This window comes from Kitasatospora sp. NPDC028055 (assembly GCF_040637885.1).
In the GTDB taxonomy this organism is placed as follows: Bacteria; Actinomycetota; Actinomycetes; order Streptomycetales; family Streptomycetaceae; genus Kitasatospora.
Window position 1 is genome coordinate 38,307 of record NZ_JBEZXE010000002.1, and the last position, 26,408, is coordinate 64,714.

Annotated in this window: 23 protein-coding genes and 1 riboswitch; of the genes, 7 read left to right on the top strand and 16 right to left on the bottom strand. The window is 73.5% G+C overall.

What is annotated here, in order from left to right; all coding sequences use genetic code 11:
• Positions 1 to 86 precede the first annotated feature (86 nt).
• Positions 87 to 1,865, top strand: a complete 1,779-nt coding sequence (gene pknB / locus AB0F71_RS04120; RefSeq protein WP_360228940.1) for a Stk1 family PASTA domain-containing Ser/Thr kinase — start codon at positions 87 to 89, stop codon at positions 1,863 to 1,865.
• A gap of 59 nt (positions 1,866 to 1,924) precedes the next feature.
• Here pknB and AB0F71_RS04125 read toward each other — a convergent pair whose 3' ends face one another.
• On the bottom strand, positions 1,925 to 2,560 hold the full coding sequence (locus AB0F71_RS04125) for a molybdopterin-dependent oxidoreductase (RefSeq protein WP_360227832.1): 636 nt from the start codon (positions 2,558 to 2,560) through the stop codon (positions 1,925 to 1,927).
• 231 nt (positions 2,561 to 2,791) lie between these two features.
• Between AB0F71_RS04125 and bfr the strand changes: the two genes are divergently transcribed.
• A complete protein-coding gene (gene bfr, locus AB0F71_RS04130) occupies positions 2,792 to 3,271 on the top strand; it encodes a bacterioferritin (RefSeq protein WP_188303977.1) in 480 nt (159 codons plus the stop codon).
• A 9-nt stretch (positions 3,272 to 3,280) separates the two neighbouring features.
• Here bfr and AB0F71_RS04135 read toward each other — a convergent pair whose 3' ends face one another.
• Complete coding sequence (locus AB0F71_RS04135) at positions 3,281 to 3,580, bottom strand: (2Fe-2S)-binding protein (RefSeq protein WP_360227836.1); 300 nt, start codon at positions 3,578 to 3,580, stop codon at positions 3,281 to 3,283.
• A 171-nt stretch (positions 3,581 to 3,751) separates the two neighbouring features.
• Entirely contained in the window at positions 3,752 to 5,101 is a 1,350-nt protein-coding gene (locus tag AB0F71_RS04140) for a class II 3-deoxy-7-phosphoheptulonate synthase (protein ID WP_360227839.1), read from the bottom strand.
• 304 nt (positions 5,102 to 5,405) lie between these two features.
• Here AB0F71_RS04140 and AB0F71_RS04145 point away from each other — a divergent pair, with 304 nt between their 5' ends.
• Positions 5,406 to 7,364: an anthranilate synthase family protein gene (locus tag AB0F71_RS04145; protein WP_360227842.1), complete on the top strand. Its 1,959-nt coding sequence runs from the start codon at positions 5,406 to 5,408 to the stop codon at positions 7,362 to 7,364.
• Between the two features lie 58 nt (positions 7,365 to 7,422).
• On the opposite strand, the gene AB0F71_RS04150 is transcribed toward AB0F71_RS04145, so the two are convergent.
• The 3 genes from AB0F71_RS04150 to AB0F71_RS04160 are packed head-to-tail and all read right to left on the bottom strand — an operon-like array spanning position 7,423 to position 10,225.
• Positions 7,423 to 8,133, bottom strand: a complete 711-nt coding sequence (locus AB0F71_RS04150) for a response regulator transcription factor (RefSeq protein ID WP_360227845.1) — start codon at positions 8,131 to 8,133, stop codon at positions 7,423 to 7,425.
• Positions 8,130 to 9,374 carry a DUF5931 domain-containing protein gene (locus tag AB0F71_RS04155; RefSeq protein ID WP_360227848.1) on the bottom strand — a complete coding sequence of 415 codons (1,245 nt, stop codon included), beginning with the start codon at positions 9,372 to 9,374 and terminating at the stop codon, positions 8,130 to 8,132. The genes AB0F71_RS04150 and AB0F71_RS04155 overlap by 4 nt, the downstream gene beginning before the upstream one ends.
• Positions 9,375 to 9,409: 35 nt before the next feature.
• Positions 9,410 to 10,225, bottom strand: a complete 816-nt coding sequence (locus AB0F71_RS04160) for a lysophospholipid acyltransferase family protein (protein ID WP_360227851.1) — start codon at positions 10,223 to 10,225, stop codon at positions 9,410 to 9,412.
• 176 nt (positions 10,226 to 10,401) lie between these two features.
• On the opposite strand from AB0F71_RS04160, the gene AB0F71_RS04165 reads away from it, so the two are divergent.
• Together AB0F71_RS04165 and AB0F71_RS04170 are read left to right on the top strand one after the other, a co-directional pair.
• Positions 10,402 to 11,196 (top strand): alpha/beta fold hydrolase, encoded by a 795-nt coding sequence (locus AB0F71_RS04165; protein WP_360227853.1) that lies wholly within the window; start codon positions 10,402 to 10,404, stop codon positions 11,194 to 11,196.
• 10 nt (positions 11,197 to 11,206) lie between these two features.
• The gene (locus AB0F71_RS04170; RefSeq protein WP_360227856.1) at positions 11,207 to 12,064 is read left to right on the top strand and encodes a hypothetical protein; all 858 of its coding nucleotides are present in this window, start codon (positions 11,207 to 11,209) and stop codon (positions 12,062 to 12,064) included.
• A 48-nt stretch (positions 12,065 to 12,112) separates the two neighbouring features.
• Here AB0F71_RS04170 and AB0F71_RS04175 read toward each other — a convergent pair whose 3' ends face one another.
• The 5 genes from AB0F71_RS04175 to AB0F71_RS04195 form a co-directional block, all read right to left on the bottom strand.
• The gene (locus AB0F71_RS04175; RefSeq protein WP_360227859.1) at positions 12,113 to 12,859 is read right to left on the bottom strand and encodes an endonuclease/exonuclease/phosphatase family protein; all 747 of its coding nucleotides are present in this window, start codon (positions 12,857 to 12,859) and stop codon (positions 12,113 to 12,115) included.
• A gap of 117 nt (positions 12,860 to 12,976) precedes the next feature.
• Positions 12,977 to 13,918, bottom strand: a complete 942-nt coding sequence (locus AB0F71_RS04180; protein WP_360227862.1) for an ROK family glucokinase — start codon at positions 13,916 to 13,918, stop codon at positions 12,977 to 12,979.
• A 192-nt stretch (positions 13,919 to 14,110) separates the two neighbouring features.
• On the bottom strand, positions 14,111 to 14,524 hold the full coding sequence (locus AB0F71_RS04185) for a DUF5304 family protein (RefSeq protein WP_360227865.1): 414 nt from the start codon (positions 14,522 to 14,524) through the stop codon (positions 14,111 to 14,113).
• Between the two features lie 95 nt (positions 14,525 to 14,619).
• Positions 14,620 to 15,792, bottom strand: a complete 1,173-nt coding sequence (locus tag AB0F71_RS04190; RefSeq protein WP_360227868.1) for an ArsA-related P-loop ATPase — start codon at positions 15,790 to 15,792, stop codon at positions 14,620 to 14,622.
• Positions 15,793 to 15,826: 34 nt separating this feature from the next.
• Positions 15,827 to 16,261 carry an SRPBCC family protein gene (locus tag AB0F71_RS04195; protein WP_360227871.1) on the bottom strand — a complete coding sequence of 145 codons (435 nt, stop codon included), beginning with the start codon at positions 16,259 to 16,261 and terminating at the stop codon, positions 15,827 to 15,829.
• Positions 16,262 to 16,631: 370 nt separating this feature from the next.
• Between AB0F71_RS04195 and AB0F71_RS04200 the strand changes: the two genes are divergently transcribed.
• Positions 16,632 to 18,425 carry an AMP-dependent synthetase/ligase gene (locus tag AB0F71_RS04200; protein ID WP_360227874.1) on the top strand — a complete coding sequence of 598 codons (1,794 nt, stop codon included), beginning with the start codon at positions 16,632 to 16,634 and terminating at the stop codon, positions 18,423 to 18,425.
• Positions 18,426 to 18,521: 96 nt separating this feature from the next.
• Here the strand turns inward: AB0F71_RS04200 and AB0F71_RS04205 are convergent, their stop codons facing one another.
• A complete protein-coding gene (locus tag AB0F71_RS04205) occupies positions 18,522 to 19,658 on the bottom strand; it encodes a glycosyltransferase family 4 protein (protein ID WP_360227877.1) in 1,137 nt (378 codons plus the stop codon).
• A 212-nt stretch (positions 19,659 to 19,870) separates the two neighbouring features.
• Between AB0F71_RS04205 and AB0F71_RS04210 the strand changes: the two genes are divergently transcribed.
• A complete protein-coding gene (locus AB0F71_RS04210) occupies positions 19,871 to 21,226 on the top strand; it encodes a glycosyltransferase 87 family protein (protein ID WP_360227880.1) in 1,356 nt (451 codons plus the stop codon).
• 47 nt (positions 21,227 to 21,273) lie between these two features.
• Here the strand turns inward: AB0F71_RS04210 and AB0F71_RS04215 are convergent, their stop codons facing one another.
• The 4 genes from AB0F71_RS04215 to AB0F71_RS04230 form a co-directional block, all read right to left on the bottom strand.
• On the bottom strand, positions 21,274 to 22,416 hold the full coding sequence (locus AB0F71_RS04215; protein WP_360227883.1) for a hypothetical protein: 1,143 nt from the start codon (positions 22,414 to 22,416) through the stop codon (positions 21,274 to 21,276).
• 53 nt (positions 22,417 to 22,469) lie between these two features.
• Positions 22,470 to 23,516 carry an NlpC/P60 family protein gene (locus tag AB0F71_RS04220; protein WP_360227885.1) on the bottom strand — a complete coding sequence of 349 codons (1,047 nt, stop codon included), beginning with the start codon at positions 23,514 to 23,516 and terminating at the stop codon, positions 22,470 to 22,472.
• Between the two features lie 227 nt (positions 23,517 to 23,743).
• Positions 23,744 to 24,859 carry an NlpC/P60 family protein gene (locus tag AB0F71_RS04225; RefSeq protein WP_360227888.1) on the bottom strand — a complete coding sequence of 372 codons (1,116 nt, stop codon included), beginning with the start codon at positions 24,857 to 24,859 and terminating at the stop codon, positions 23,744 to 23,746.
• Between the two features lie 10 nt (positions 24,860 to 24,869).
• Positions 24,870 to 25,026, bottom strand: a riboswitch (cyclic di-AMP (ydaO/yuaA leader).
• A 338-nt stretch (positions 25,027 to 25,364) separates the two neighbouring features.
• A complete protein-coding gene (locus AB0F71_RS04230; protein WP_360227890.1) occupies positions 25,365 to 26,399 on the bottom strand; it encodes an NlpC/P60 family protein in 1,035 nt (344 codons plus the stop codon).
• Between the last annotated feature and the right edge of the window lie 9 nt (positions 26,400 to 26,408).

Sequence of the window (26,408 nt, forward strand, 5' to 3'; positions counted from 1 at the left end):
CCGTAGCGGATGTCACAAGCCGGTCCCGGAGGCGGTGTCCGCCGGGACCGGCCCGCGCCCGCCCCACTAGACTCCCCCGGGTGGACATGGCACTGCACGACCCCCTGATCGGTACCGTGCTCGACAACCGGTACCGGGTCGAGCAGCGCATCGCGACCGGCGGGATGTCCACCGTGTACCGGGGCACCGACACCCGGCTGGACCGGGTGGTCGCCCTCAAGGTGATGCACCCCCAGCTCGCCGGGGACGAGGGCTTCACCGCCCGCTTCATCCGCGAGGCCAAGGCGGTCGCCAAGCTCACCCACCCCAACGTGGTCAACGTCTTCGACCAGGGCGCGGACGGCGGAAACGTTTTCCTCGCCATGGAGTACGTGCCCGGCCGCACCCTGCGCGACCTGCTGCGCGACCGCGGCGCGCTGTCCGTCCGGGCCGCGCTGGACGTGCTGGAGCCGGTGCTCGCCGCCCTCGGCGCCGCCCACCGGGCCGGGCTGGTCCACCGGGACGTCAAGCCGGAGAACGTGCTGATCACCGAGAGCGGCCTGGTCAAGGTCGCCGACTTCGGCCTGGTCCGGGTGCTCGGCAGCGCCGACGGCGCGCCCACCTCGACCAGCACCGCCACCGGCGGCACCGTCATGGGCACCGTCTCCTACCTGGCCCCCGAGCAGATCCTCCCGGACGCCCCCACCGACCAGCGGGTCGACGTCTACGCGGCCGGCATCCTGCTGTACGAGATGCTCACCGGCCGCCGTCCGCACACCGGCGACAACCCCGTCCAGGTCATGTACAAGCACCTGCACGAGGACGTCCCCGCCCCCTCGCTGACCGCCCCCGCCGTCGCCCCGGCGCTGGACGCCATAGTGGCCGGCGCCTGCGCCCGGGCCGCCGACGCCCGCCCGTACGACGCGGTGGAGCTGCTCGCCGCCCTCCAGCGGGTCCGCCGCACGCTCACCCCGGAGGAGCTGGACGCCGAGCCGCCGGCCTCCACCCGGCCCAGCCCGCGCTACCCGACCAGCGAGCCGACCTCGGTGATCCAGCCGCTCCCCGGGCCCGCCGACGCCCCGCCGGCGGAGCGCACCAGCGTGCTGGACGTGCCGGCCGAGCTGCTGGACCAGCTGCTGGTCGAGCCCCGCCCGTACGACGAGCCGACCCCGGTCCGGACCCGCCGGCCCGGCCGGGCACGCCGCCTCCCGCGCAAGGCGCTGCTCTGGGCGGCCGCACTGACCGCCCTGGTGCTGGCGGTCGGCGGGGTCACCTACGGGATCTCCGAGGGGCTGTACGGCTCGGTGCCGAGCGTGCTCGGCAAGGACCGGTCGCAGGCGCAGCGGATCCTGGACGGCGAGGGCATGCACGGCCGCTTCGTCGAGGTGTTCAGCGAGTCCGTCCCGGCCGGGCAGGTGATCTCCACCGACCCAGGGGTGGGCGCGCGCACCCGCAAGAGCGACCCGGTGACGGTCACCCTCTCCAAGGGCCCCAAGCGGATCGCCGTGCCGGACGTCACCGGCAAGAGCGCGGACGACGCGGCCGCCGCCCTGGCCGGCGCCCAGCTGACCAGGGGCGGGGTGACCCAGACCTACAACGACACCGTGCCGGAGGGCTCGGTGATCAGCAGCACGCCGGCGGCCGGGCAGCAGCTGCCGGAGAACTCCGCGGTCTCGCTGGTGGTCAGCAAGGGCATGGTGCCGGTGCCGGACGTCGGCGGGATGAGCCGGGACGACGCCCAGCGGGCGCTGCAGGCGGCGGGCTTCACCATGAAGGCCGGCACGGACTGGACGCTCGGCATGGGCAAGGTCGGCAGCCAGTCCCCGGCGGCCGGCGAGCGGCGCCCGCAGAAGACCGTGGTGACGGTCAACTTCTCGCTGTTCTGACGGGGTTCACCGCTCAGCCCTCACAGGGTTCACCGCCCGGCCCGCACGGGGTCCACCGCTCAGCGGAGCGGCCCGTCGCCCGGCTCCTCCTGGTAGGAGTAGCGCTGCTCGCGCCACGGGTCGGCCTGGTTGTGGTAGCCGCGCTCCTCCCAGAAGCCACGCCGGTCGGCCCGCATGTACTCCACCGCGCGCACCCACTTGGGGCCCTTCCAGGCGTACAGCCGCGGCACCACCAGGCGCACCGGGAAGCCGTGTTCGGCGGTCAGCGCCTCGCCGTTGCGGTGGGTGGCGAGCACGGTGTGCGGGTCGGCGAAGTCGGCCAGCCGCAGGTTGGCGCTGTAGCCGTACTCGGCCCAGACCATCACGTGGGTGACGCCGGGCGCGGGGGGCACCAGGTCGAGCAGGAGGGCCGCGGGCACGCCCGTCCACTCGTTGCCGAGCATCGAGAACTTGGTGACGCAGTGCAGGTCGGCGACCACGGTGGTGCGCGGCAGCGCGGTGAAGGCCGCGAAGTCCCAGCTGTGCTTCTCCGCCGAGGCGGTGGCCCCGAACACCTGGAGGTCCCAGGTCAGCGGCTTGAAGCGGGGCACCGGTCCGTAGTGCAGGGCGGGCCAGCCGCGCTGCGCGCGCTGCCCCGGGGGGAGGGTCGGGGTCGGGTCAGACGGCGGAAGCGGTTCTTGTTCGGACTGACCCATGGCTCCATGGTGACAGACGGCGGACGGGCCCCGGCGCGCGCCCCTTGGCCCGGGTGCACGCCCCGCCCGTACGGGCCAGTGGTCGATCGTGCGCCCCCCCACTTATCTCCCAAATCGGATATTCCGACACATGTCCTAGTGAGTGTGAACTTACTGGAATTTCCTCCCGATACGGTGCCAGGATGCGCAGCGCAGGACTCACCGCAGGACGTAGCGCAGGGAGGCAGCACCATGCAGGGCGACCCGGAGGTCATCGAGTTCCTCAACGAGCAACTCACGGCCGAGCTCACCGCGATCAACCAGTACTTCCTGCACGCCAAGATGCAGGAGAACTTCGGCTGGACGAAACTCGCCAAGTACACCCGGCACGAGTCGTTCGACGAGATGAAGCACGCCGAGACGCTCACCGACCGGATCCTGTTCCTGGAGGGGCTTCCCAACTACCAGCGGCTGTTCCACGTCCGGATCGGCCAGACGGTCAAGGAGATGTTCGAGGCGGACCGCCAGATCGAGGTCGAGGCGATCGACCGGCTCAAGCGCGGGATCGTCGTGATGCGGGCCAAGAACGACGTCACCTCGGCGAACATCTTCGAGGACATCCTGGCCGACGAGGAGCATCACATCGACTACCTGGACACCCAGCTGGAACTCCTGGAGAAGCTCGGTGAGGCGCTCTACCTCGCCCAGCTGATCGAGCAGCCGGAGTCCTGAGCCCCTGCCTCAGGCGACCCGCAGCGGGAGCACCGGGGCGACCGGCGCGATCGGGGCCGGCTTCGCGGCGGCCGGCGCGGGCGCGTCCTGGACCTCCGGGTCGGCGAGCCCGAGCCTCGCGGCCAGCCGGGCGGTCGGGCAGGGCCGGGCGCCGTGCTCGCCGAGCAGGGCCTGGATCCGGCGCACACAGGACCCGCAGTCCGTGCCGGCCTTGCAGCCCTTGGCTATCTGGCGCGGGGTGTTGGCACCGCCGTCGATCGCCTTCTTCACCTGGTCCTCGGTGACCGCATGGCACATGCACACGTACATCGCGGTATCTCCCGGGGTGAAGCGCCGTGGGGCACGGAGTGGATCTTGACTAAGGCTTGCCTTAGTTCACTAAGCCTCACCTTACCCGGCGATCCGGGCGCGAAAAAGCCCCTCCGGGCTCGGGAATCCCGAATCCGGAGGGGCCTTCGTCACATTCGCCCTGCTCAGGACCTACTGGCCGCGGTACATCTCCGCCACCAGGAACGCCAGGTCCAGCGACTGGCTGCGGTTGAGCCGCGGGTCGCAGGCCGTCTCGTACCGCTGGTGCAGGTCGTCCACCAGCACCTCGTCGCCGCCGCCCACGCACTCGGTGACGTCGTCGCCGGTCAGCTCCACGTGGATGCCGCCCGGGTGGGTGCCCAGCGCGCGGTGCACCTCGAAGAAGCCCTTGACCTCGTCCAGGACGTCGTCGAAGCGGCGGGTCTTGTGGCCGCTGGAGGCCTCGAAGGTGTTGCCGTGCATCGGGTCGCAGATCCACACCGGCTTGGCGCCGGAGGCGGTGACCTTCTCCACCAGGGAGGGCAGGTGGTCGCGGATCTTGCCCGCGCCCATCCGGGTGATGAAGGTCAGCCGGCCGGGCTCGCGCTCCGGGTCCAGCTTCTCGATCAGGGCGAGCGCCTCGTCCACCGAGGTGGTCGGGCCGAGCTTGACCCCGATCGGGTTGCGGATCTTGGAGGCGAACTCGATGTGCGCGTGGTCCAGCTGGCGGGTGCGCTCGCCGACCCACACCATGTGGCCGGAGACGTCGTACAGCTCGCCGGTACGCGAGTCCACGCGGGTCAGCGCGGTCTCGTAGTCGAGGACCAGCGCCTCGTGCGAGGAGAAGAACTCGACGGTCTTGAACTCCTCCGGGGCCACCCCGCAGGCGTTCATGAACGCCAGGGCGTTGTCGATCTCCCGGGCGAGCTGCTCGTAGCGCTGGCCGGCCGGCGAGTTGCGCACGAAGTCCTGGTTCCAGGCGTGCACCTGGCGCAGGTCGGCGTAACCACCGGTGGTGAAGGCGCGCACCAGGTTCAGCGTCGCGGCGGACGCGTTGTACATCCGCTTGAGCCGCTCCGGGTCCGGGATCCGGGACTCGGGGGTGAACTCGAAGCCGTTCACCGAGTCGCCGCGGTAGACCGGCAGGGTCACGCCGTCCCGGGTCTCGGTCGACTTCGAGCGCGGCTTGGAGTACTGGCCGGCGATGCGGCCGACCTTCACGACCGGCACCGAGGCCGCGTACGTCAGCACGGCGGCCATCTGGAGCAGCGTCTTCAGCTTGTTGCGGATGTGCTCCGCCGACACGCCGTCGAAGGCCTCGGCGCAGTCGCCACCCTGGAGGAGGAAGGCCTCCCCCCGTGCCACGGCGCCGAGCCGGGCGCGCAGCTGGTCGCACTCGCCGGCGAAGACGAGCGGCGGATAGGAGGCGAGCTCAGCAAGGGTCTTGCGCAGAGCCTCTTGGTCCGGCCATTCAGGCTGCTGCGCCGCGGGCAGGGACTGCCAGGAGTGGCCAGTCCTCGTTGTCTCAGTCGTTGCGGTCACACGGCAAGGCTACGGGGTGCCGCGAGCGTTCCGTGACCATTGCCCGATGGGTGAGACGCGTCCCGGACATCTCGGGTGAGCGGGCTCACCCGCACGGCCCCGTCCGCTACGCTCGACCCCATGCACGCGCCCCACAACCACTCCTGGTGGTGGGCCTCCCCCTTGGGTGGCCCACCGATCGCGCGTTCCTAGACGAACACGACGGCCGCCCCTCGGGGCGGCCGTCGTGCGTTCGGAGCAGACGGCCCTCCGGGAGCGGAACCCGCACCGCCCTCGCCATCCACCCCGGAAGGAAACCGTACTCGTGACCACCCCCGCCGAGCTGCTCGCCCGCCTCACCGCCCCCGGCGCCCCCGCCTTCGCCCTGCTGCACCGCCGCACCCCCCGGCACGCCCCGGACACCGTCGAGGTGCTGCTGGGCACCGTCGACAGCTACCCGACCCTGGCCGACCTGCCGGTCCGGGCCGGCATCCCCGCCGCCGGACCGGTCCACGACCTGCTCGCGCTGGTCCCGTACCGGCAGATCCGCGAGCGCGGCTTCGAGGCCCACGACGACGGCACCCCGCTGCAGGCCCTCGCGGTGACCGAGCAGCACGCCCTGCCGCTGGCCGCCTTCACCGCCGCCCTGCCGCAGGAGCCGGTCCGGCTGTCCGGCGGCGCCTTCGACGTGGACGACGAGGCGTACGCGGCGATCGTCCGCCGGGTGATCGACGACGAGATCGGCAACGGCGAGGGCGCCAACTTCGTGATCCGGCGCGACTTCCACGCCACCCTGGAGGACTTCGGGCCGGCCCTCGCCCTCACGCTCTTCCGCCGCCTGCTGGAGCAGGAGCGCGGCGCGTACTGGACCTTCCTGGTGCACACCGGGGAACGGCCTGCCGGAGGCGGGCCGAGTCGCATCCTGGTCGGCGCCTCCCCCGAGGTGCACGTCCGGCAGAGCGGCGGCACCGTCGTGATGAACCCGATCTCCGGCACCTACCGCTACCCGGCCGGCGGCTCCGACCTCGACTCGCTGCTGCGGTTCCTCCACGACCCCAAGGAGCTGGAGGAGCTCACCATGGTGGTCGACGAGGAACTCAAGATGATGTGCACGGTCGGCGACCTCGGCGGCCAGGTGCTCGGCCCCCGGCTCAAGGAGATGTCCCACCTCGCCCACACCGAGTACGAGCTGCGCGGCCGCACCTCGATGGACGTCCGCGAGGTGCTGCGCGAGACGATGTTCGCCGCCACCGTGACCGGCAGCCCGGTGCAGAACGCCACCCGGGTGATCCGCCGCTACGAGCCCACCGGGCGCGGCTACTACTCCGGCGCGCTCGCCCTGATCGGACGCTCCGCGAGCGGCGGGCAGCTGCTCGACTCGCCGATCTGCATCCGCACCGCCGACATCGACCCGGCCACCGGGCGGCTGGTCGTCCGGGTCGGCGCGACCCTGGTGCGCCACTCCGTCCCCGAGTCCGAGGTCGCCGAGACCCACGCCAAGGCCGCCGGGGTGCTCACCGCGATCGGCGCCCGGCCCGCCCCCGCCCGGCTGCCGCACCCCGGCGGGCCCCGGCTCGCCGACGACCACCGCGTGCAGGCCGCACTGGACTCCCGCCGGGCCGACCTCGCCCCGTTCTGGCTGCGGATGCAGGCGCCGTCCCGGGTCACCGAGGCCCTGCCGACCCTGGTCGTGGACGGCGAGGACACCTTCACGTCGATGCTCTCCCACCTGCTGACCTCGCTCGGCCACCAGGTGACCGTGGTCCGCTTCGACCGCCCGGGCCTGCGCGAACTGGTCGCGGCGCACCGCGGCCCCCTCGTGCTCGGCCCCGGCCCGGGCGACCCGGCGCTCGCCGACGACCCCAAGATGGCGGTGCTGCGCCCGGTCGTCGCGGACGCCCTGGCCGCCGTCCGCTCCGGCGCCCGGACGGCCCCGCTGCTCGCGGTCTGCCTCAGCCACCAGCTGCTCGCCGCCGAACTCGGGCTCGCGCTGGGCCGCAAGGCCGTCCCGTACCAGGGCGCCCAGGAGCGCATCGACCTGTTCGGCGACAAGCGGACGGTCGGCTTCTACAACACCTTCACCGCGCGCTGCTCGGAGGCCGACGCGGCCCGGCTCGCCGCCGAGGGCGTCGAGGTCGCCCGGGGCACCGCCACCGGCGACGTCCACGCGCTGCGCGGCCCCGGCTTCGCGGGCCTGCAGTTCCACCCGGAGTCGGTGCTCACCCGGGACGGTGTGGACATCGTCGCCGCCCTGCTGCGCGAGGCGGCGGCCGTCCGAGGCTGAACGGACCCGGGCCGGTCCTCGAACTCCCGCCTGCGGGACGGGAGTTCGAGGGCCGGTCCTACAGCTCCTCGTCCAGCCCCTGCTCGATCGCGTACCGCACCAGCTCCACCCGGTTGTGCAGCTGCAGCTTGCCCAGGGTGTTCTGCACGTGGTTCTGCACCGTCCGGTGCGACAGCACCAGCCGGTCGGCGATCTGCCGGTACGACAGGCCCTTGGCCACCAGCCGCAGCACCTCGGTCTCCCGGGCGGTCAGCTGCGGGACGGCCGGTGCCGAGGCCGGGGCCGGCTCGGCGGCCAGCCGGCGGAACTCGCCGAGCACCAGCCCGGCCAGGCCCGGCGTGAACACCGCGTCGCCGACGGCCGTACGGCGCACCGCGTCCAGCAGCTCCTCCCGCCCGGCCGACTTCACCAGGTACCCGGTCGCCCCGGACTTCACCGCCTCCAGCACGTCCTGGTGCTCGCCGCTCGCCGACAGCACCAGCACCCGGACCGCCGGGTCGTGCCCGACCACCTGACGGCACACCTCGGCGCCGGGCAGGCCGGGCAGGTTGAGGTCCAGCACCACCACCTGCGGCGAGCAGGCCCGGGCGCGGCGCACCGCCTCCTCGCCGTCGCCCGCCGTGGCCACCACGTCCAGGCCCGCCTCGGCCAGGTCGCGCGAGACGGCGTCCCGCCACATCGGGTGGTCGTCCACCACCATCACCCGTACCGGCCGGTCGGTGGCCTGCGGCCCCGCGGCCGGCTGGTCGGTCATCGGCTGGTCGGTCATTGAGAGGCCCTTCTCGGAACGCGCAGTTCGACCTCGACGCCCTCCCCGGGCGCCGAGTACAGCTCGGCGGTGCCGCCGAGGTCCAGCACCCGGCCGCGGATGGACTGGGAGACGCCCAGCCGCCCGGCCCGCTCCGCCTCGCCGAGCCGCCCGGGGGCGTAGCCCGGGCCGTCGTCGCGGATGCTGACCGTGACGGCCTCCGGCTCGTCCTCCACCAGGATCCAGGCCCGGGCCGACTCCCCGGCGTGCTTGCGGACGTTGTCGACGGCCGCCCCGACCGCCGCGGCGAGCTCGCCCGCCGCCGGGCCGGGCAGCAGCACCGGGGTGCTGGGGGCGGAGAGCGTGATCCGCTCGTCGGCGTAGCGGCGCAGCAGTGCGGTCAGGTCGCGCGGCCCGGCCGGGTCGACCGCTTCGGCCCGGTCCGGCTCCGGCGTCCGCTGGGCCGGCAGCGGGCCGCCGGTCATCAGGGCCCGCAGCGCGCGCTCCTGCTCACCGGCGAGGCGGCCCAGCTCGGCGAAGTCGGAACCGTTGCTGCTACCGCCGCCGGTCCCGCCGCCCCCGCCCAGCTCGGCGCCCCGGCGCTGGACCAGGGCGAGCACCTGGAGCACGCCGTCGTGGATGTCCCGGGAGAGCCGCTCGCGCTCCCGGGTGGCCGCCTCGACCTGGAGCGCCCGGGTGAGGGTGGCCTCGCTGGCCCGGGCCAGTTCGATCACGTACCCGATGGCGCAGCCGGCCACCAGCAGCAGCACGATGTTGTGGATGTTGTCGCCGGTCGGGCCGCCGTGGAAGAGGATGTTGGCCACCCCGATCACCGCGCCGGCCGCCGCCGACGGGCGCCAGCCGCCCTTGGCGGCGAAGCCGAGGACGGTGCCGGCCGCCCAGATGGTCGGCAGGGTGGGCGCGCCGTGGCTGATCCGGGCCGGGGCGTCGGTCATCCCGCTCATCACGATGCCGGTCACGGCCAGGGCGAGGTCGAAGCCGAGGACGTACCAGGTGCAGCGCTGCGGGTTGGCGAAGGCCCGGGTGCTGGCGAGCGTCCAGAGGATCAGCGCGCCGAAGTAGATCCAGCCCGCGACCGGGTGCAGGAAGTGCAGGTACGAGTTGAAGTACCGGAGCAGGGCGTAGCAGAGGGCGAGCACCCGGAAGTACGAGATCGCCTTCCACAGCGGGAGCTCGACGGACATGCCGCCGGCCGCCACCGCGCCGCCCACCGCGGCACCCGTTCTCGCGCCGTCCGCCATCTCCCGGCCCCTCCCCCTGGACCCGACCGGGTCGGTCAGGCCGACCCGGTGCCGTTCTGCTCCTGCTGCGCGGCCTTCTCGGCCTCGGCCGCCTTCTCGGCTTCGGCGGCCTCGGCCTTCTCCGCCTTGGCGGCGGCGCGGCGCTCGGCGTCGGCCTTCTTCTTCTCGTCGGCGATCTGCCGCTTGGCGGCGGTCGCGTAGATGTCCACGTACTCCTGGCCGGAGAGCCGCATGATCTCGTACATCACCTCGTCCGTCACCGAACGGAGGATGAAGCGGTCGTTCTCCATACCGTGGTAGCGGGAGAAGTCCAGCGGGCGGCCGATCCGGATGCCCGGGCGGATGCCGAAGTTGGGCACCACCTGGCCGGGCGGCTGCACCTTCTCGGTGTCGATCATGGCGACCGGGATGACCGGGGCGCCGGTGGCCAGCGCGACCCGGGCCAGGCCGCCGACCTTGCCGCGGTACAGCTTGCCGTCCGGCGAGCGGGTGCCCTCGGGGTAGACGCCGAACAGCTCGCCGCGGTCCAGCACCGCGATGGCGCTGCGGATCGCGGCCTCACCGGCGCCGCGCACACCCGAGCGGTCCACCGGCAGCTGGCCGACGCCCTTGAAGAAGGCGGCGGTCAACCGGCCCTTGAGGCCAGGGGTGTTGAAGTACTCGGCCTTCGCGATGAAGGTCACCCGACGCCTGATCAGCGCGGGGAAGAAGAACGAGTCCGAGAAGGAAAGGTGGTTGCTCGCGATGATCGCCGCACCTTCGGTGGGGATGTTCTCCTCACCCTCGATCCACGGCCGGAAGAAGATCCGAAGCAGTGGCGCGACGATCATCTTCATCAGTCGGTAGAACAACCCGGGCCTCCTGTTATGCGGACCGGTCGATCCTAATGCCCCGCGGCCACCCGCTGTGCCCGGGCCCGCCGTAGGGGGTGTACGTCCCGGCGCGGGGCGTGGGACGATGCGGATTCCTGCAGCTCCCCTCTCAGCGTCCCCTCCCCCAGCGCCACCCGCCCGCGAAGGAGTCCGCCATGCCGCTGCTGCCCGGTGCCGAACCGTACCGCCACCGTGGCGGACCGGTCGGGGTGCTGCTGTGCCACGGCTTCACCGGGTCCCCCCAGTCGCTGCGGCCGTGGGCCGAGGAACTGGCGGCGGCCGGGTTCACCGTCTCGCTCCCGTTGCTGCCCGGGCACGGGACCCGTTGGCAGGACATGCAGGTCACCCGGTGGGAGGACTGGTACGCGACGGTCGAGCGCGAGCTGCTGACCCTCGCCGAGGAGTGCGAGCAGGTGTTCGTCTGCGCGCTGTCGATGGGCGGCGCGCTGGCGCTGCGACTGGCCGCGCTGCACGGCGCCACGGTGTCCGGGCTGGTGCTGGTCAACCCGTCGGTGCGCTCGGACAACCCCGCCGGGGTACTGCTGCCGGTGCTGCGGCACCTCGTCCCGAGCATCCCGGGGATCGCCAACGACATCCACAAGCCCGGCGCCCGGGAGCTCGGTTACGACCGGACGCCGCTGCACGCCGCGTGGTCGCTGAGCCGGCTGTGGCAGGAGGTCCAGCGGCGGCTGCCCGAGGTGACCCAGCCGGTGCTGCTCTTCCACAGCCCGCAGGACCACGTGGTCTCGCCGGCCAACTCGGACCTGGTGCTGGCCCGGATATCCTCGACGGACGTGACGGAACGGCTGTGCCAGCGCAGTTTCCACGTCGCGACGCTGGACCACGACGCGGCGGAAATATTCGCGGCGAGCCTGGACTTCATCCGACGGCTGGCTCCCGCGCACGCGGCGGGCGCCGACAGGGCCGAATCCGACGATCACCATGGCTGAAGGGCCGGAAGTGCACGAGAGCAGCACGGCGGGCGGCGGGGACGACAAGCCCCGCGAGGACGGCGCGCGGACGGACGGAGCGCGCACCGACGGTGTGCCGAAGGACGCCACCGCCCAGGGGGACGCCGCCGGCGGGGGGAACGCCACCGTCCACGGGGACGGCACGGTCCAGAACGGCGGCGTCCAGAGCAGCGGTGTCCAGGACAGCGGCGTCCAGGGCGGCCCGGCCGCGGGCGGTACGGAGGCCGACGGCGCCGCGCCGGGCGGGCCCGCCGGGGAGGACACCACGGCTGCGGCGCAGTCCCGCCCGCGCCGCAGCGCCCCCGAGCGCAGCCAGGCCGAGCAGGACGCGATCTTCGCGGCCCTGGTCGCCCAGTTCGACGACCCGGTCGACCTCACCAACCCCAACTGGCCCGAGGTCGAGAACCTCCGGGCCCAGAACGAACTCAAGGGCGGCTACAAGGACGGTTACAAGGACGGCGGCCCCAAGGCCGGCCAGGGCGACCCGGACGACCTCTCGGACCTCGCCCCGCAGCCGCGCGCCCGCTCCGGCCGTCCCGTCCTCCCGGCCTCGGCCCCGGGTCCGCGTGACTTCGAGCTGGCCGAGGACACCGACGAGGGCCACTTCGTCCCGCCGGAGCCCCCGCCGCTGCCGCCCGCCGACACCACCGCCAAGTTCGCCTGGCTGGCCGTGCTCGGCGGCCCGGCCCTGCTGCTGATCGACGCGGTGGTGTGGCGGGAGATCTCCGGCTGGCCCGCCTGGGTCGGGGTCACCGCCTTCCTCGGCGGCTTCGTCACCCTGGTCGCCCGGATGAAGGACCGCGACGAGGACGAGCCGGAGGACCCGGACCACGGCGCCGTCGTCTAGGACCGCCCGTCCAGCGTGGATCGTGGCGGGCCCTGCCGGGTCGCGAGGTCAGGCTGCCGGGAGCTCCAGCACGGCCAGCACCGGCAGGTGGTCGGTCGCGGCCCGCAGGTCGGCCCCGGTGACCCCGGGCAGCCCGTGCGGCACCCCGCAGCCGAGGACGGCGATCCCGGGCGTGGCGAAGACGGCGTCGATCCGCTGGTAGGGGTTCTCCGGGACGGACGTGAACTCGCCGCCCCAGGGCGCGGTCGGGTACCCGTCCCGCATCCGGGAGGCCAGCAGCTGCCAGCCCGGCCCGTCCGGGTGCTCGTTGAAGTCCCCTGCCACGATGCCGTGTTCGGTGATCGCGAGCTGGTCGAGCAGCAGCTCGAACTGCCCGTACCGCTCCTGCGGGTCCAGACTGAGGTGGCAGCTGGTGACGGTGAAGGGCGCGGTACCGGGCAGCCGCAGCAGCGCGGTGGCGAAGCCGCGCGCGTGCAGGCCGCGGGTCTTGGGCAGCAGCCGGTCGTACACGCCCAGCACCTCGACCGCGCCGGGCCGGCCGAGCAGCAGCGGTCCGGCGGCGGTGCGCCCGCCCCCGGCCAGGACGGCCGTCCCGGTGTTCCGGGCCAGCCAGGCGGCCTGGCCCTCCGGGCGCCAGTAGCGCGGTGACTCCTGGACGCAGACCAGGTCGGGCGCGCAGGCCCGGATCACCCGCGCCAGCGCCCGCCGGTCGTCGCGCAGCGAACGGATGTTGTAGCTGAGCAGGCGCAGTCGGCGCGGGCCGCCCGGCGGCGGTTCGACGGGTGCGGCGGTCATGGTCCTCCCCTGGTGCGGTGTCCTGGGAAGGACGGTAGTGCGACGGCGGCGGCGCGTCCGGGATTGGTCGGGGCCCGGTCGCACCGCCGCCGGCGGGTCTGGCAGGAGGTACCGCGGTCAGGTGCGGGCGAGGTCCGCCGCGCCGACGATGCCGGCCGCGGAGCCCATGGAGGCCAGCACGACCTCGGCGCGGGGGCGGTGCACCCCGCCGGTCAGGTAGTGCTCGAAGGCCTTGGCGACCGGGTCGAGCAGCAGCCGGCCGGAGTCGGAGACGCCGCCGCCGAGCACGAACACGCCCGGGTCGAACAGCGCGGCGAGGTCGGCCATGCCGCGACCCAGCCAGTCGGCCAGCTCGGCGTAGCACTCCAGGGCGAGCGGGTCGCCCTCCTCGGCCGCCTCGGTGATGTGGATGCCGCGGATGGTCTCGGCGACGCCGTCGTTGAGGTCCAGCATCCGCTTGCCGCGCACCGGGTCGGCCGCGGCCTTCTCCCGGCCGTAGCGGCGCAGCGCGCGCCCGGAGCCGTACTGCTCCCAGCAGCCCTTGCCGCCGCAGCCGCACTGGAGGCCGTCCGGGACCATGTTGAGGTGGCCGATCTCGCCGGCCACGCCGAAGCGGCCGCGGTGCAGCCGCCCGTCGAGCACGATGCCGCCGCCGATGCCGGTGCCGACGGTGATCAGCACCATGTCCTGGTGGTCGGCGGCCGCGCCGAAGCGGAACTCGGCCCAGGCGGCGCAGTTGGCGTCGTTCTCGACCACCGCGGACAGGCCGGTGAGCTCCTCGATCCGGCCGCGCAGCGGCTCGTTCTCCCAGTCGATGTTGGGCGCGAAGATCACCGTGGAGCGGTTGCTGTCGACGAAGCCGGGGGCTCCGACGCCGACGGCGGTGACACCGGGGTGCTGCTCCTTGAGCTCGCGCACGGCCTGCGCGATGGCGTCGACCGCCCACTGGGGGTCGGCCGGGGTGGGCACCCGGGTCCGCGCCAGGATCGCACCCGCCTCGTCGACCACGCCTGCCGCGATCTTGGTCCCGCCGACATCGACGCCGATGGTCAGAGCCATGTGTCCCTCAGCTATTCACTCGTTCCCGCTGGACGGAACGGTACCGCCCAACCCTGCCCCCGTACACAGCCTCGCATACATTATCCGAAGACAATTCTGGGACTGCCGGGCCGGGATGCTTCAAAAGTCGTATCGAATTTCCCTCTTCGTGACGTACGGGAGCAGCTTGATCACGCTGCGGAATTCACGGATTCACTGCTTGGCGGACGGCCCGTCAGCCCCGTCGGCGTCCTCGGCGCCCTCGGCCCGGCCGGGCGCGTCGAGGTCGATCTTCTCCACCGACGACCCCTCCCCGGCCGTCCAGCGCTGCTCGTGCCCGGCCACCGCGGCCCGGTAGGCGGCCAGCAGCTCGGCACCGGCGGCGGCCAGCCCGGAGCCGGCCGCGGCGAGGTGCGAGTAGACCTCCGGCTGCTGGGTGCGCAGGCGGTCGGCCAGCCCGGAGAGGGCGATCAGGGTGGTGGCGCTGGTCTCCTGCGCCTTCTCGCCGACGGCGGTGGCGAACCGGCGCACCTCGTCCACCAGCGGGCCCAGCTCCGGTCCGAACGGGTGGGACGGCCCGCTCCCCTGCTCCGTGCCGGGCTCGGTACGGTCGTCGGTGCTGGTCATCGCGGGCGCCTCCTCAGCCGTGGCCGCACCCCGCGGCCCCGTTCGGGCCGACGCTACCCGACCGGCCGGGCCCCGAGGAAAGGCCGGAAGGCCCGTCAGCCCTGCGGCCAGAGCGAAGGGTCGGGTGCGAACCGCACCGACAGCACGCCCTCGTGCAGCCCCGCCCCGGCGACCGTGCAGCGGCGAAGCGCGGCGGGCAGCGGGAGCACCCGGCGGTGGGCGCCGAGGCCGACCACCAGGTCGTCGCCCCGGCGGACCAGGTCCAGCCCGGAGCGGTCGGCGCCGGGCAGGTCGAGGTGCCAGACCAGCAGGCCGTCCTCGGCCAGCCGGTCCTCGACCGGCCAGGGCTGCGGTTCGAGCCGCTCGGGGCCGGGCCCCGCCCCGTACAGCCGGTCGGCGACGGCCTCCAGGGTGGCCTCGGCCAGGCCGGTGACCAGCACCGGGGCGTCGGTCTCGGCGGCGAGCCGGTCCAGCTCCTCCTGGCGGCGGCGGGCCAGCTCGGCCAGCCAGGGGTCGGGCGAGGCGAGGGCGGCGGGCGGCAGCGCGCCGTGCACCACGACGGCGTCCGGCCGGTGGCCGTACAGCGCGAGCCCGGCCCGGACCCGGCGCAGCTGCTCGTACGGGTGGCCGTCGGCGGAGACGACCAGCCGCACGCTGGTGCCCGGGTCGCTGATCGCGGCGCGGGACTCGGCGAGCACCGCGGCGGCCTTGGTGCGCCCCTCGTACAGCCACTCGGCGGGCATCGGGACGCCGGCCAGCCCGGCCAGCAGCGGGCGCAGCGCGCGGGCGGCCTGCCGCTGCTCGGGGACCAGCCGCTCCAGGTAGCGGGTGAGCTGCTCGGGCAGGGCGAGGGTGGCGATCAGCTCGGCGGGCGCCGGGGCGAGCACCACCAGGACGTCCTGGTCGGCGGCGGGCAGCGCGCGCAGCAGGGCGAGCCGGGCGATGCCGGGGAGGGCGGTCAGCTCCTCGGGGTCGAGCTGTTCGGCGCCGAGCAGGTCGAGGGCGGGCTTGAGGCGGCCGGTGAACTCGCCGACGGCGTAGCGGAAGGCGGCCTGCTCGTCGATCCGGGAGACCGTCAGGCCCGGCGCGTAGCGGAGCGGTTCCGGCTCCAGCCGGGTGCCGAGCGCGGAGTCCAGGGCGCGGTGCGGGTCGTCGGCGGCCAGCAGCCAGGTGCGGTGGCCGCGCCGGGCGGCGTGCAGGGCGGTGGCGGCGGCCACGACGGGTGCGCCCGCGTCGCCGCTGACCAGGATGGTGCGTGTCGCCGTCATGCCGTCAGCCCCCGTTCCGCCGTGCCCGGGCCCGTCAGCCCTCGACGCGCTTCTTCAGGCCGGCCAGGGCGCGGTCGATGATGACCTTCTCGGCCTTGCGCTTGATCATGCCGAGCATCGGGATCTTGACGTCCACGGCGAGCTGGTAGGTGGCCTCGGTGCGGCCGCCGGACAGCGGGGCGAGGGTGTAGGAGCCGTCCAGCGAGCGGAGCATCTGGCTGCGGACGAGGGTCCAGCTGACCTCGCGGTCGCCGTCCCAGGTGTAGGCGAGGGTGTGTTCGTCGCGGATGGCCCCGGCGTCGAGCAGCAGCCGGACCTGGGCGGCGCGGCCGTCCTCGCCGCTCTCCAGGACCTCGATCTCCTTGACCTCACCGGTCCAGGCCGGGTAGGCGGCGAAGTCCGCGATCACGGCCATGACCGCGGCCGGGGTCGCGTCGATGATGATGCTCGACCTGGTGTGCTCCGCCATGGAAAGGCCCTCCGCCTCGTCCTTCTGCCTGCCCGGTCCGGTCGGGGCACGCTCGGCCCGATCCGCCCGGAGCAGGCTATCGCGACCGGCGATCTCCTCGGCGGCGCGGGCACCGGCGACGGCAGGCGGGATGAAGGCGGCGGTCGAGGCGGGACGGCCCAAGGGACGGCGGGCGGGACGGCCGGCGGGGCATGCTACCGGCCGGTCACCTGTGGGCTGCCGTAGGGTGCCAGTCGAACGACCCGGTCACGGCCTGGTCCGACCCGGCCGGGTGTGACACTTCGAACACCGGGGCCGACCCCCCTGGTCGAAGCTGCCTACCGGGCAGTAACGTCCTGCCGTCCCGCAGCGTCGCGAACGAGGAGCAGTCTTGCTCGACTTCAGCCTTCCGGCCCTCTACCAGGTACCGAGCGGCGGTAACCTCTCCGACCCTGTGCACCGGAACGCCGAGGAGCACCCGGACGTCGCGGTGCTCAGCCGGAAGGTGGACGGCCGCTGGCAGGAGTTGACCTCGGTCCAGTTCCTCGCCGAGGTGCACTCCGCCGCGAAGGGCCTGATCGCCGCGGGCATCGAGCCCGGCGACCGGGTGGGCGTCATGTCCCGCACCCGGTACGAGTGGACGCTGCTGGACTTCGCGATCTGGACGGCCGGCGCGATCACCGTGCCGGTCTACGAGACCTCCTCGGCCGAGCAGGTCGAGTGGATCCTCGGCGACTCCGGCGCCGTCGCCCTCGTCACCGAGACCGACCGGCACGTCGAGGTGGTCGCCGAGGTCCGCGACCGGCTGCCGGAGTTGAAGCACACCTGGCAGATCGAGGGCGGCGCGCTCGCCGCACTGGCCGAGGCCGGCCGGGACGTCCCGGACGCGACCGTCCAGGAGCGCCGGGCGATCGCCGGCCCCGACGACATCGCCACCATCGTCTACACCTCGGGCACCACCGGCCGTCCGAAGGGCTGCCAGCTGACCCACGGCAACTTCCTCGCCGAGTGCGGCAACGTGGTCGAGCGCCTGACCCCGCTGTTCCGCACCGGTGAGAGCTCCGTGCTGCTCTTCCTGCCGCTGGCCCACGTGCTCGCCCGGATCGCCGAGATCGCCCCGGTGATGGCCCCGATCAAGCTGGGCCACGTCTCGGACATCAGGGACGTCACCGCCGAGCTGGCGTCGTTCCGGCCGACCCTGATCCTCGGCGTGCCCAGAGTGTTCGAGAAGGTCTACAACACCGCCCGCGCCAAGGCCCAGGCCGACGGCAAGGGCAAGATCTTCGACAAGGCCGCGGAGACCGCGATCGCCTACAGCCGGGCGCTGGACGCCGGCGGCGCGGGCCTGGTGCTGCGGCTCAAGCACGCCGTCTTCGACAAGCTGGTCTACAGCAAGCTGCGAGCCGCCCTCGGCGGCCGGGCCACCCACGCGATCTCCGGCGGCGCCCCGCTCGGCGAGCGGCTCGGCCACTTCTACCGGGGCATCGGCTTCACCGTCCTGGAGGGCTACGGCCTGACCGAGACCTGCGCGGCCACCGCCTTCAACCCGTGGGACAAGCCGAAGATCGGTACGGTCGGCCAGCCCGTCCCCGGCGCCTCGGTCCGGATCGCCGAGGACGGCGAGGTCTACTTCAAGGGCCCGCACGTCTTCACCGGCTACTGGAACAACCCGCAGGCCACCGCCGACACCCTCAAGGACGGCTGGATCGCCACCGGCGACCTCGGCGCGCTGGACTCCGAGGGCTACCTGACCATCACCGGCCGCAAGAAGGAGATCATCGTCACCGCGGGCGGCAAGAACGTCGCCCCGGCCGTGATCGAGGACCGCATCCGGGCCCACGCCCTGGTCGGCGAGGTCATGGTGGTCGGCGACCGCAAGCCCTTCATCGCCTGCCTGATCACCGTCGACCCGGACTTCTTCCCGAAGTGGAAGGAGCTCAACGGCAAGCCCGCCACCGCCACCGTCGCCGAGCTCGCCGAGGACCCGGACCTGCTGGCCGCCCTGCAGTCCGCCGTGGACGACGGCAACGCGGCCGTCTCGCACGCCGAGGCGGTCAAGAAGTTCCGCCTGCTGGACACCGAGTTCTCCGAGGAGAGCGGCCACCTGACGCCCTCTCTCAAGCTCAAGCGCAACGTGGTGCTCAAGGACTACGCCGCCGAGATTGAGGCGCTGTACCGGAAGTAGGGCCGCACCGGCGGCCAGGACGGTACGCCGAAGGGCCCCGGGGACTCCCCCGGGGCCCTTCGGCGTCGTACCGGCGTCTTGCCGGCGTACCGGGCGTCAGCCCGCCAGCAGCGAGGTCAGCCGCCCGGCCAGCAGGTCCCAGCGCCACGAGCGCTCCACCCAGCGCCGACCGGCCTCCCCCATCCGACGGCGCAGCTCCTCGTCCCGCAGCAGCCGGACGATCCGCTCGGCCGAGGCCTCGGCCGAGCCGCCCGGCACCACGTACCCGGTCTCGCCCTCCAGCACCGCGTCCGGCGCCCCGCCGGAGTCCCCCGCGACCACCGGCAGGCCGGTCGCCGAGGCCTCCAGGTAGACGATCCCCAGGCCCTCCACGTCCAGCCCCCCGCGCCGGGTCCGGCAGGGCATCGCGAAGACGTCCCCGGCCCCGTAGTGGGCGGGCAGCTCGGCCCACGGCACCGAGCCGGTGAACCGCACCGAGTCCCGGACCCCGGTGGCGTCCGCCAGCTTCTCCAGCTCCGCCCGGTACGGCCCGCCGCCGACGATCAGCAGCACCGCGTCCGGCACGTCGCGGAGGATCAGCGGCATCGCCTCGATCAGGGTGTCCTGGCCCTTGCGCGGCACCAGCCGGGAGACGCAGACCACCACCGGCCGGTCCGCCAGCCCCAGCCTCCGGCGCACCTCGGCGCCCCCTGAGCCGGGGTGGAAGGTCGTCTCGTCCACGCCCGGTGGCAGCTGCACCATCCGGGCCGCGGCCCGCGGCCCGACCGCGGCGGCGATCCGCGAGCGGGTGTACTCACCCAGGTAGGTCAGCACGTCGGTGCCCGCGCCGATCCGCCGCAGCAGCTGCCGGGAGCCCGGCAGCTGGGCCCAGGCGGCCTCGTGCCCGTGGGTCATGCCGAGCAGCCGCCCGGCCCCGGCCCGGCGCAGCGCGGGCGCCATCAGGCCCAGCGGGGCGGCCGCCCCGAACCAGACCGAGTCGCACTTCTCGGCGCGCAGGATCTCGGCGGCCCGCCGGGTGACCCGGGGTGTGGGAACCATCACCTTCGTACGGTCCCGGATCACCGGGAACGGCTGCTCGGCGTCGAAGGCGCGCACCTCGGTGCCGTCCCGCCAGGTCGAGGCGTACACCACGATGCTCCCGGCGGGCTGACGGACGGCCATGTTGTGCACGAAGGCCTGGATGCCTCCCGGGCGGGGCGGGAAGTCATTGGTGACGATCAAGGTTCTGTGCATCAGGCCACGGCTCGCTCGGTCGGGGGGTGCTCGGTGTACCGCTGGGTGATCCGTACGATAGGTCAACACCATGACCCGCCGGGAACGGAACCGCACACGGCAACCGTTTGACCCCCGGGTCAGTCCTAGTACCTAGGCCGCGGATGCGGCGGCCCGGGCGTCCGTCCGTACGACGCCTCCGGTGAGGACGTCGAGACGAACGAGGGAGCGCAGTGGAGTTGGCCCCGGCCACCGAGTCCGGTTCTTCACCCGGCCGCCTCGGCCGCCCGCTCGGGGCGCTCGCCGCCCTCGGGGCGACCTGGGTGGCCACCCGCACCGTGCTGGTGCTGCTGATGACCGGGGTGCTGAGAGCGCCCGGCGGCGACGTCACCGCCGACGTCTGGATGATCTACCACGCCTGGTACGGCGTGCTGCAGACCGGCACCTTCCCGTTCGACGACGTCACCTGGCAGTACCCGCCGGGCGCCGCCCTGGTGATCCTGCTGCCGGGCCTGCTGCCCTGGTCGTACCTGACCTCGTTCTGGGTGATCTGCGGGATCGCCGACGCCGCCGCGGCCGCGCTGCTGATCCGCACCGGGCTGCGCCGGGGCCGGGTGCTGACCGGCGCCTGGCTGTGGGTGGTCGCCGTCCCGCTGCTCGGTCCGATGATCTACAACCGCTTCGACCTGCTGGTCACCGCGCTCGCCCTGGCCGGCCTGCTGGCGCTGGTCCGCCGCCCGGCGATCGGCGGGCTGCTGCTGGGCCTGGGCGGCATCCTCAAGATCTGGCCGCTGCTGGGCCTGATCGGCACCCCGTCCGGCCGCCGCACCCGCCGCTCCTGGACGCTGGCCGCCGCCACGGCGGTCTCGGTCGGCTTCCTGCTGGCGGCCGGGATGAACGGCGCCTTCGGCTTCCTGGCCTTCCAGGGGGCCCGCGGCATCGAGGTCGAGTCGGTGGGCGCGCTGCCGCTGCACATCGCCCGGCTGGCCGGGGGCTGGGACGGCAGGGTCACCATGAACTACGGCTCCCCCGAGATGCTCGGGCCGTGGGTCAGCGTGATCAGCAAGGTGATGATGGCCGGCACCGTGCTGGGCTTCCTCTGGCTGCTGCTGTGGCGCTTCACCGCCCGTCGGCGCAACGCCGCCACCATGTACGACGCGGCGCTCTGCGCGCTGCTGATCTTCGTGGTGACCAGCCGGGTGATCAGCCCGCAGTACCTGGTCTGGCTGATCGGCGTCGCGGCGGTCTGCCTGACCGTGCGCGGCACCAGCCAGCGGCCGGTGGCGCTGCTGGTCCTGGTCGCCTGCCCGCTCACCCTGCTCGAGTTCCCGACCATGTTCACCCAGGTCCTGAACAGCGAGCCGCTCGCGGTCGCCGTGCTGGGCCTGCGCAACCTGCTGCTGCTGACCGCCGCCGTGCTCTCCGGCATCCGGCTCTGGCGCTCCACCCGCGCCTCGACGGCCCTGGCGCCCACCGTGGTCCTGGCCGAACCCCCGGCCCTGCCGGCCGCCTCCGCCTACCCGGTCCGCCCGGGCATCGCGTACGAGCAGGACCTGCTGGACGGCATCGACCACCCCGCCGGGCGGTAGCGGCCCAGCCCAAGGTCCCGGCCCTCCCGTGCCCGGCCCTACCAGCCCTAGCCCTTCAAGGCCTCGACCTCGGTCAGCCACAGCCCGGTGAACTCGGCCAGTCCGACGCCCAGTTCGGCCCGCAGCAGCCGGTCCGTCCGGTGCGCCCGGTCCTCGCCCGCCCCGTCGGCCGCGCCGACCGCCCGGTAGAAGGCGACCAGCCGCTGTGCCCCGTACCGGCGGGCGATCAGCTCGCAGGCCAGCCAGGACTGCTCGTAGGCCTGGGCGATGCCGTCGGCGCCCGCGGCGAAGTCCGCGTCGGCGGGCAGCGCGGTGGGCAGCTTCCCGGCGGCGACGTCCCGGGCCAGCTCGGGCGCGATCTGCTGCGGGCGCCGCCCGGAGTCCCGGTAGGCCGTCCAGTCGGCGACGCCCTCGGAGAGCCACAGCGGGGTCCACGCCCGGGTGTCGGCCCGGGTCGCGACATGGGTGGTCTCGTGGGTGACGACCACCTGGCGGCCGAAGTCGCTGAGCTTCGCGAAGGCCTCGGGGTTGACCACCACCCGGTCCGCCGGGGTGTGCCGGGGCGCGCCGGGCGCGGCCACGGTGACCGCCGCCATGCCCGTCCAGCCCGCCGGGTCGGCCTCCAGCAGCCGGGCGAACTGCTGCTCGGTGGCGGGCAGTTCCAGCAGCAGCCGGCCGGGCCAGGCGTCACCCCAGACCGCGCTGACGGCCGGCACCGCCTTGTCCCCCACCGGGACCAGCCCGGCCGGGTCGGGCCCGTCGGCCAGGCCGAGCACCAGGCAGTGGGCTCCGGCGGCGGTGCGGACGGGGCCGAGGTCCCACGGTGCCGGGGGCCCGCCGGTGCCCTCCTCGTGCTCGACCCGCCAGCCGCCCCCGTCCCGGACCAGCTCGATCCGGCGCGGGTACACCACCGGGTACTCGTCGTACCCGGCGATCCGCAGCGCCAGCTCGACGGACGCGTCCTGCCGCTCCGGCCCGGCGGGCGGCGAGAGCACCAGGTTCCGGTACGCCGCCTCGGCCCCGGTGAGCCCCGACCAGACGGGCAGCGAGCGCGCCCGCGCCGCCAGCAGGGCGGTGACCTCGGCCTGCCGGTCGACGGCCCGCCCGCCCGGCGGCGGGGCCACCGGGGGCAACGAGAGCTGGGCCAGCCCGCCGGCCGCCAGCAGCAGCGCGCCGCGCCGGGACAGCACCGGGCGCGCGGGGTCTATCGGGTGGGGGCCGTCCGACCCGGGGGGCGTCGTGCTCAGAGCCGGACCACTCCCGAGACCGGCATCGCGTTGACGCTCTCGTACCGGACCTTGGCGCCGGGGTACGGGGCGTGCACCATCACTCCGCCGCCGGCGTACATCCCGACGTGGTGCATGTCCCGGTAGAAGATCACCAGGTCTCCCGGCCGCGCTTCGGAGAGGCTGATCCGCTGCCCGGCGTACGCCTGGGCCTGCGAGGTGCGCGGCAGGGTCACTCCGGCCTGCCGCCAGCTGTAGTACATCAGACCGGAACAGTCGAAGGCACGCGGCCCGGTGGATCCGTAGACGTAGGGCGAGCCGACCATCCGCACCGCGGCGGCCAGCGCGGCGGCCCCGCGTTCGGAGGCGGCCGGGGCGTTGCCGAGGTCCAGCCGGTCGGTGCCGCGGGTGGCGCGCTGCTCGGCCTCCCGGGCGTCCTGGGCGACCATCCGGTTCCGCTCGGCGGCGCCCAGGCTGTTGAGCAGCTTCTGCGCCGTGGCGAGGCGCTGCTGGATCTGCTGCTTGCTGTCGGCGAGCGAGCGGCGGGCCTCGTCCAGCTCGGCGAGCTTGGCGGCGGTCTCGGTGCGGCGCTGGTCGAGCCGGCGCTGACGGGTGACCAGCTCGTGCAGGGTCTCCTGCTGGCGCTCGGCGGCCTGGCCGAGGGTGCGGGCGCGGGTGAGGTAGGCCTCCGGGTCGCTGGAGAGCATCAGCTGGGCGGTCTGGGTCATCCCGCCGCCCCGGTACTCGGCCCCGGCGACCGTGGCGAGGTCCCCGCGCAGCTCGTTGAGCTGCTCCTGGGCGGTGGCGACCTCGCCCTGGAGGATCGTGGTCTCGCCCTGCAGCCGCTTCTGCGCCTCCTGCGCGGCGTTGTACTTCTCCGAGGCCTGTTCGGCCTCGTCGTACAGCTGCTCGACCTGGGCCTTGACGTCCTTGCGGTCGGGCGCGTCCGGCGCCCCGGGGGCGGCCTGGGCGCTGCCGGCGGTCGCCACGCCCAGGGCCGTGGTGGCGGCCGCGGTCAGTACCAGCGCACGGGCGAGCAGTTGGGAACGACGGTGCACGGGCATGGCGGCAACGGCTCCAGTCCTGCGGCGCGGCCCCGCGGCCGCGCCCCGGTGGGCGGCCGTCGAGCGGGAGTCCGGTGGCAGACGTTAGCGAGTCCGGGCAAGTGAGTCCAAACCCCTACCGACCCGAATATTTGACCCCTAATCGGACACCAGGTCGATCCGCCGGAAAAGCCGCAGGCCCGGCCCTCCGTGACGGAGGACCGGGCCCGTGAACGCGTGGGTGGGGATCAGACCCGCACGATGGAGGACAGCGGCATGTTGGAGACGGCCTCGTAGCGCACCGACGCGCCCGGCTTGGGAGCGTGCAGCACCTGGCCGTTGCCCGCGTAGATGCCGACGTGGTGGGCGTCGCCGTAGAAGATCAGCATGTCGCCGGGCTGGGCCTGGGAGATGTCCGAGCCGATCCGGGTGCCGGCGCCGGCCTGCTCCTGCGAGGTGCGCGGCAGCGACACCCCGGCCTGGTTGAACGCCCAGACCATCAGGCCGGAGCAGTCGAAGGAGCCGGGGCCGGTGGCGCCCCAGACGTACGGGCTGCCGACCTTGGTGGCGGCGGCGGCCAGCGCGGCGGCACCGTGCGAGCTGCCCGGGGCGACCTTGACCGGCGCGGCGGTGGAGCCCGAGCCGAGGTCGCTGCGGCTGTTGTCGCGCGAGGCGCGGTCCGGCGTGGCCGGCTTGGCGGCGGCGGCGGCCTTCGCGGCGGCGTCGGCGGCGGCCTTCTCCTCGGCCGCCTTGATCGCCTGGCGCTCTTGCTCGGTCAGCGTGTTGAGCAGGTCCTGGGCGGCCTTGAGCTTGTTCTGGACCTCGTCCTTGGAGGCCTTCAGCTGCTGGGTCGTGGCCTCCAGCTCGCCGAGCTTGCCCTGGGCCTCGGTGCGGTCCTGGTCCAGCTTGCGCTGCTGGTCCTGCAGCTGCTTGAGCTGGTTCTTCTGGGTGCTGCCCGCCTGGTTCAGCGCGCCGGCCTGGTTGAGGAAGTTGTCCGGGCTGGAGGAGAACATCAGCTGGACCGTCGGGGATATGCCCCCGTTGCGGTACTGCTCGCCGGCGATCTCGGCCAGGCCGCCCTGGAGGTCGGTCACCTGGGCCTGCTGCCGGGCCACCTGGTCCTGGAGGCCGGAGACCTGCTTCTCCAGCTCCTGCTGCTTCTCCTGGGCGGCGTTGTACTTCTCGGTCGCCTGCTCGGCCTGCTCGTTGAGCTGGTCGACCTGCTCCTTGACCTGGTCCTTGGTCGGCTGCGGGTCGGCGTGCGCGCCGGACTGCGCGGAGAGGGCGACGGCCGCGGCGGCGAAACCGGTCAGGATCGAGACGCGGGTACGGCTGGCGGGCTTGGGACGACGATGGGACGCCACGAAGGCGGACTCCTTCTTCCTACTCCCGCCTACCGGGTGAGCTGACGGGTTCGGGCCGGAAGCATGCCCTACGACGCCTCACCGGCCTCACCTACGGCCGACCTGGCGCCGATTCACCCCGGAGGAACGTGTGGTTCCCCGGCTCCGCTCCGCAGCGCCCCCGACTACTGGGCTCCCCTGTCGGGCAGTCGTTGCGACCTGCCCCGCTGTTTCGCGAACTCGGCGGTAACCACCGCCGCCACCCGGGCTGGGTGATCGACTGTGCGGTGGTTCGGGGCACGACCCTAGTAACTGAACCGTGATCGGTTCAAATCCTTGTCAGAAAAAAGACGGAAGATTACCCATGTTCTTTTGTGAAAATGACTGATGGTGATCAGCGCCGCACGCAAAGCTGATCGACTCTCACCGTCCGGCCCATCGGGGACGCACACCCGAAGCGCCACCCCCGATCGGAGGTGGCGCGGATCACAGGGCCGGAACCGGCCCTCGGGGTGGTGCCGGGGCGTCAGATCCGGCGGATCGTGTTGATCGACATCGCGTCGGCCTTCATCACCTTCACCACGTCACCGGTGTGCGGCGCGTGGACCACCATGCCGTTGCCGATGTACATCCCGACGTGGTGCATGTCGCCGCCGTAGATCACCAGGTCGCCCGGCTGGGCGGTGGCCAGCGTCACGGCGGTCCCGATGTGGCCCTGCTCCTGCGAGGTGCGCGGCAGCGAGACGCCGGCCTGACCGTACGCCCAGACCATCAGGCCCGAGCAGTCGAAGGTGGAGGGCCCGGTGGCGCCCCAGACGTACGGCGAACCCTGCTTGCTCATCGCCTTGGCCACCGCCACGGCGGCGTAGCCGCTGGCCGGCGGCAGGTTGCTGAGGTCGACCCGGTCGGCGCCGCGGGAGGCGCGGTCGTCCTGCTGCTGCTGGGCCCGGAGCGCGGCCCGGTCGGCGGCGCTGAGCGAGTTCAGCAGGTCCTGGGCGGCCTTCAACTTGGTGTTGACGTCCGCCTTGGCCTGGTTGAGGTCCTTGGTGGTGGAGTCCAGGGAGGCGAGCACGGCGGCCGCCTCGGCCTTCTCCTGGTCCAGCCGGCGCTGCTGGTCGAGCAGGCCCTTGAGCGCCTCGGTCTGGGTGGTGCTGGCCTGCTGGACGCTCGACGCCTTGTCCAGGTAGCCGGACGGGTCGGAGGAGAGCATCAGCTGCACGGACGGGTCGATGCCGCCGGTGCGGTACTGCTCGCCCGCGACCTGGGCCAGGCCCACCTGGAGCTGGCTCATCTGGTCCTGGCTGCGGGCCACCTGGTCCTGGAGCTGGTCGGCCTGCTTGCGGAGCTGGTCGGCACGCTCCTTGGCGCCGTTGTACTTCTCGGCCGCCTGCTCCTGCTCCTGCTGGAGCTGGTCGATCTGCGCCTTGACGTCGCTCTTGTTCGGCTGCGGCGCCGCGTGCGCGGCGACCTGCGCGGAGAGGGCGACCGCGGTCGCAGCAGCAGCGGTGAGCACGGAGACCCGTGCGCGGCTGGGCTGCTTCGGACGGCGGTGGGAGGCCAAGAGACCGGC

Excerpts from the sequence above, each read along its gene's own strand:
- pknB (WP_360228940.1), top strand. The coding sequence starts at position 87 with ATGGCACTGCACGACCCCCTGATCGGTACCGTGCTCGACAACCGGTAC.
- AB0F71_RS04125 (WP_360227832.1), bottom strand. The coding sequence starts at position 2,560 with ATGGGTCAGTCCGAACAAGAACCGCTTCCGCCGTCTGACCCGACCCCG.
- bfr (WP_188303977.1), top strand. The coding sequence starts at position 2,792 with ATGCAGGGCGACCCGGAGGTCATCGAGTTCCTCAACGAGCAACTCACG.
- AB0F71_RS04135 (WP_360227836.1), bottom strand. The coding sequence starts at position 3,580 with ATGTACGTGTGCATGTGCCATGCGGTCACCGAGGACCAGGTGAAGAAG.
- AB0F71_RS04150 (WP_360227845.1), bottom strand. The coding sequence starts at position 8,133 with ATGACCGACCAGCCGATGACCGACCAGCCGGCCGCGGGGCCGCAGGCC.
- AB0F71_RS04155 (WP_360227848.1), bottom strand. The coding sequence starts at position 9,374 with ATGGCGGACGGCGCGAGAACGGGTGCCGCGGTGGGCGGCGCGGTGGCG.
- AB0F71_RS04165 (WP_360227853.1), top strand. The coding sequence starts at position 10,402 with ATGCCGCTGCTGCCCGGTGCCGAACCGTACCGCCACCGTGGCGGACCG.
- AB0F71_RS04175 (WP_360227859.1), bottom strand. The coding sequence starts at position 12,859 with ATGACCGCCGCACCCGTCGAACCGCCGCCGGGCGGCCCGCGCCGACTG.
- AB0F71_RS04180 (WP_360227862.1), bottom strand. The coding sequence starts at position 13,918 with ATGGCTCTGACCATCGGCGTCGATGTCGGCGGGACCAAGATCGCGGCA.
- AB0F71_RS04185 (WP_360227865.1), bottom strand. The coding sequence starts at position 14,524 with ATGACCAGCACCGACGACCGTACCGAGCCCGGCACGGAGCAGGGGAGC.
- AB0F71_RS04190 (WP_360227868.1), bottom strand. The coding sequence starts at position 15,792 with ATGACGGCGACACGCACCATCCTGGTCAGCGGCGACGCGGGCGCACCC.
- AB0F71_RS04195 (WP_360227871.1), bottom strand. The coding sequence starts at position 16,261 with ATGGCGGAGCACACCAGGTCGAGCATCATCATCGACGCGACCCCGGCC.
- AB0F71_RS04205 (WP_360227877.1), bottom strand. The coding sequence starts at position 19,658 with ATGCACAGAACCTTGATCGTCACCAATGACTTCCCGCCCCGCCCGGGA.
- AB0F71_RS04220 (WP_360227885.1), bottom strand. The coding sequence starts at position 23,516 with ATGCCCGTGCACCGTCGTTCCCAACTGCTCGCCCGTGCGCTGGTACTG.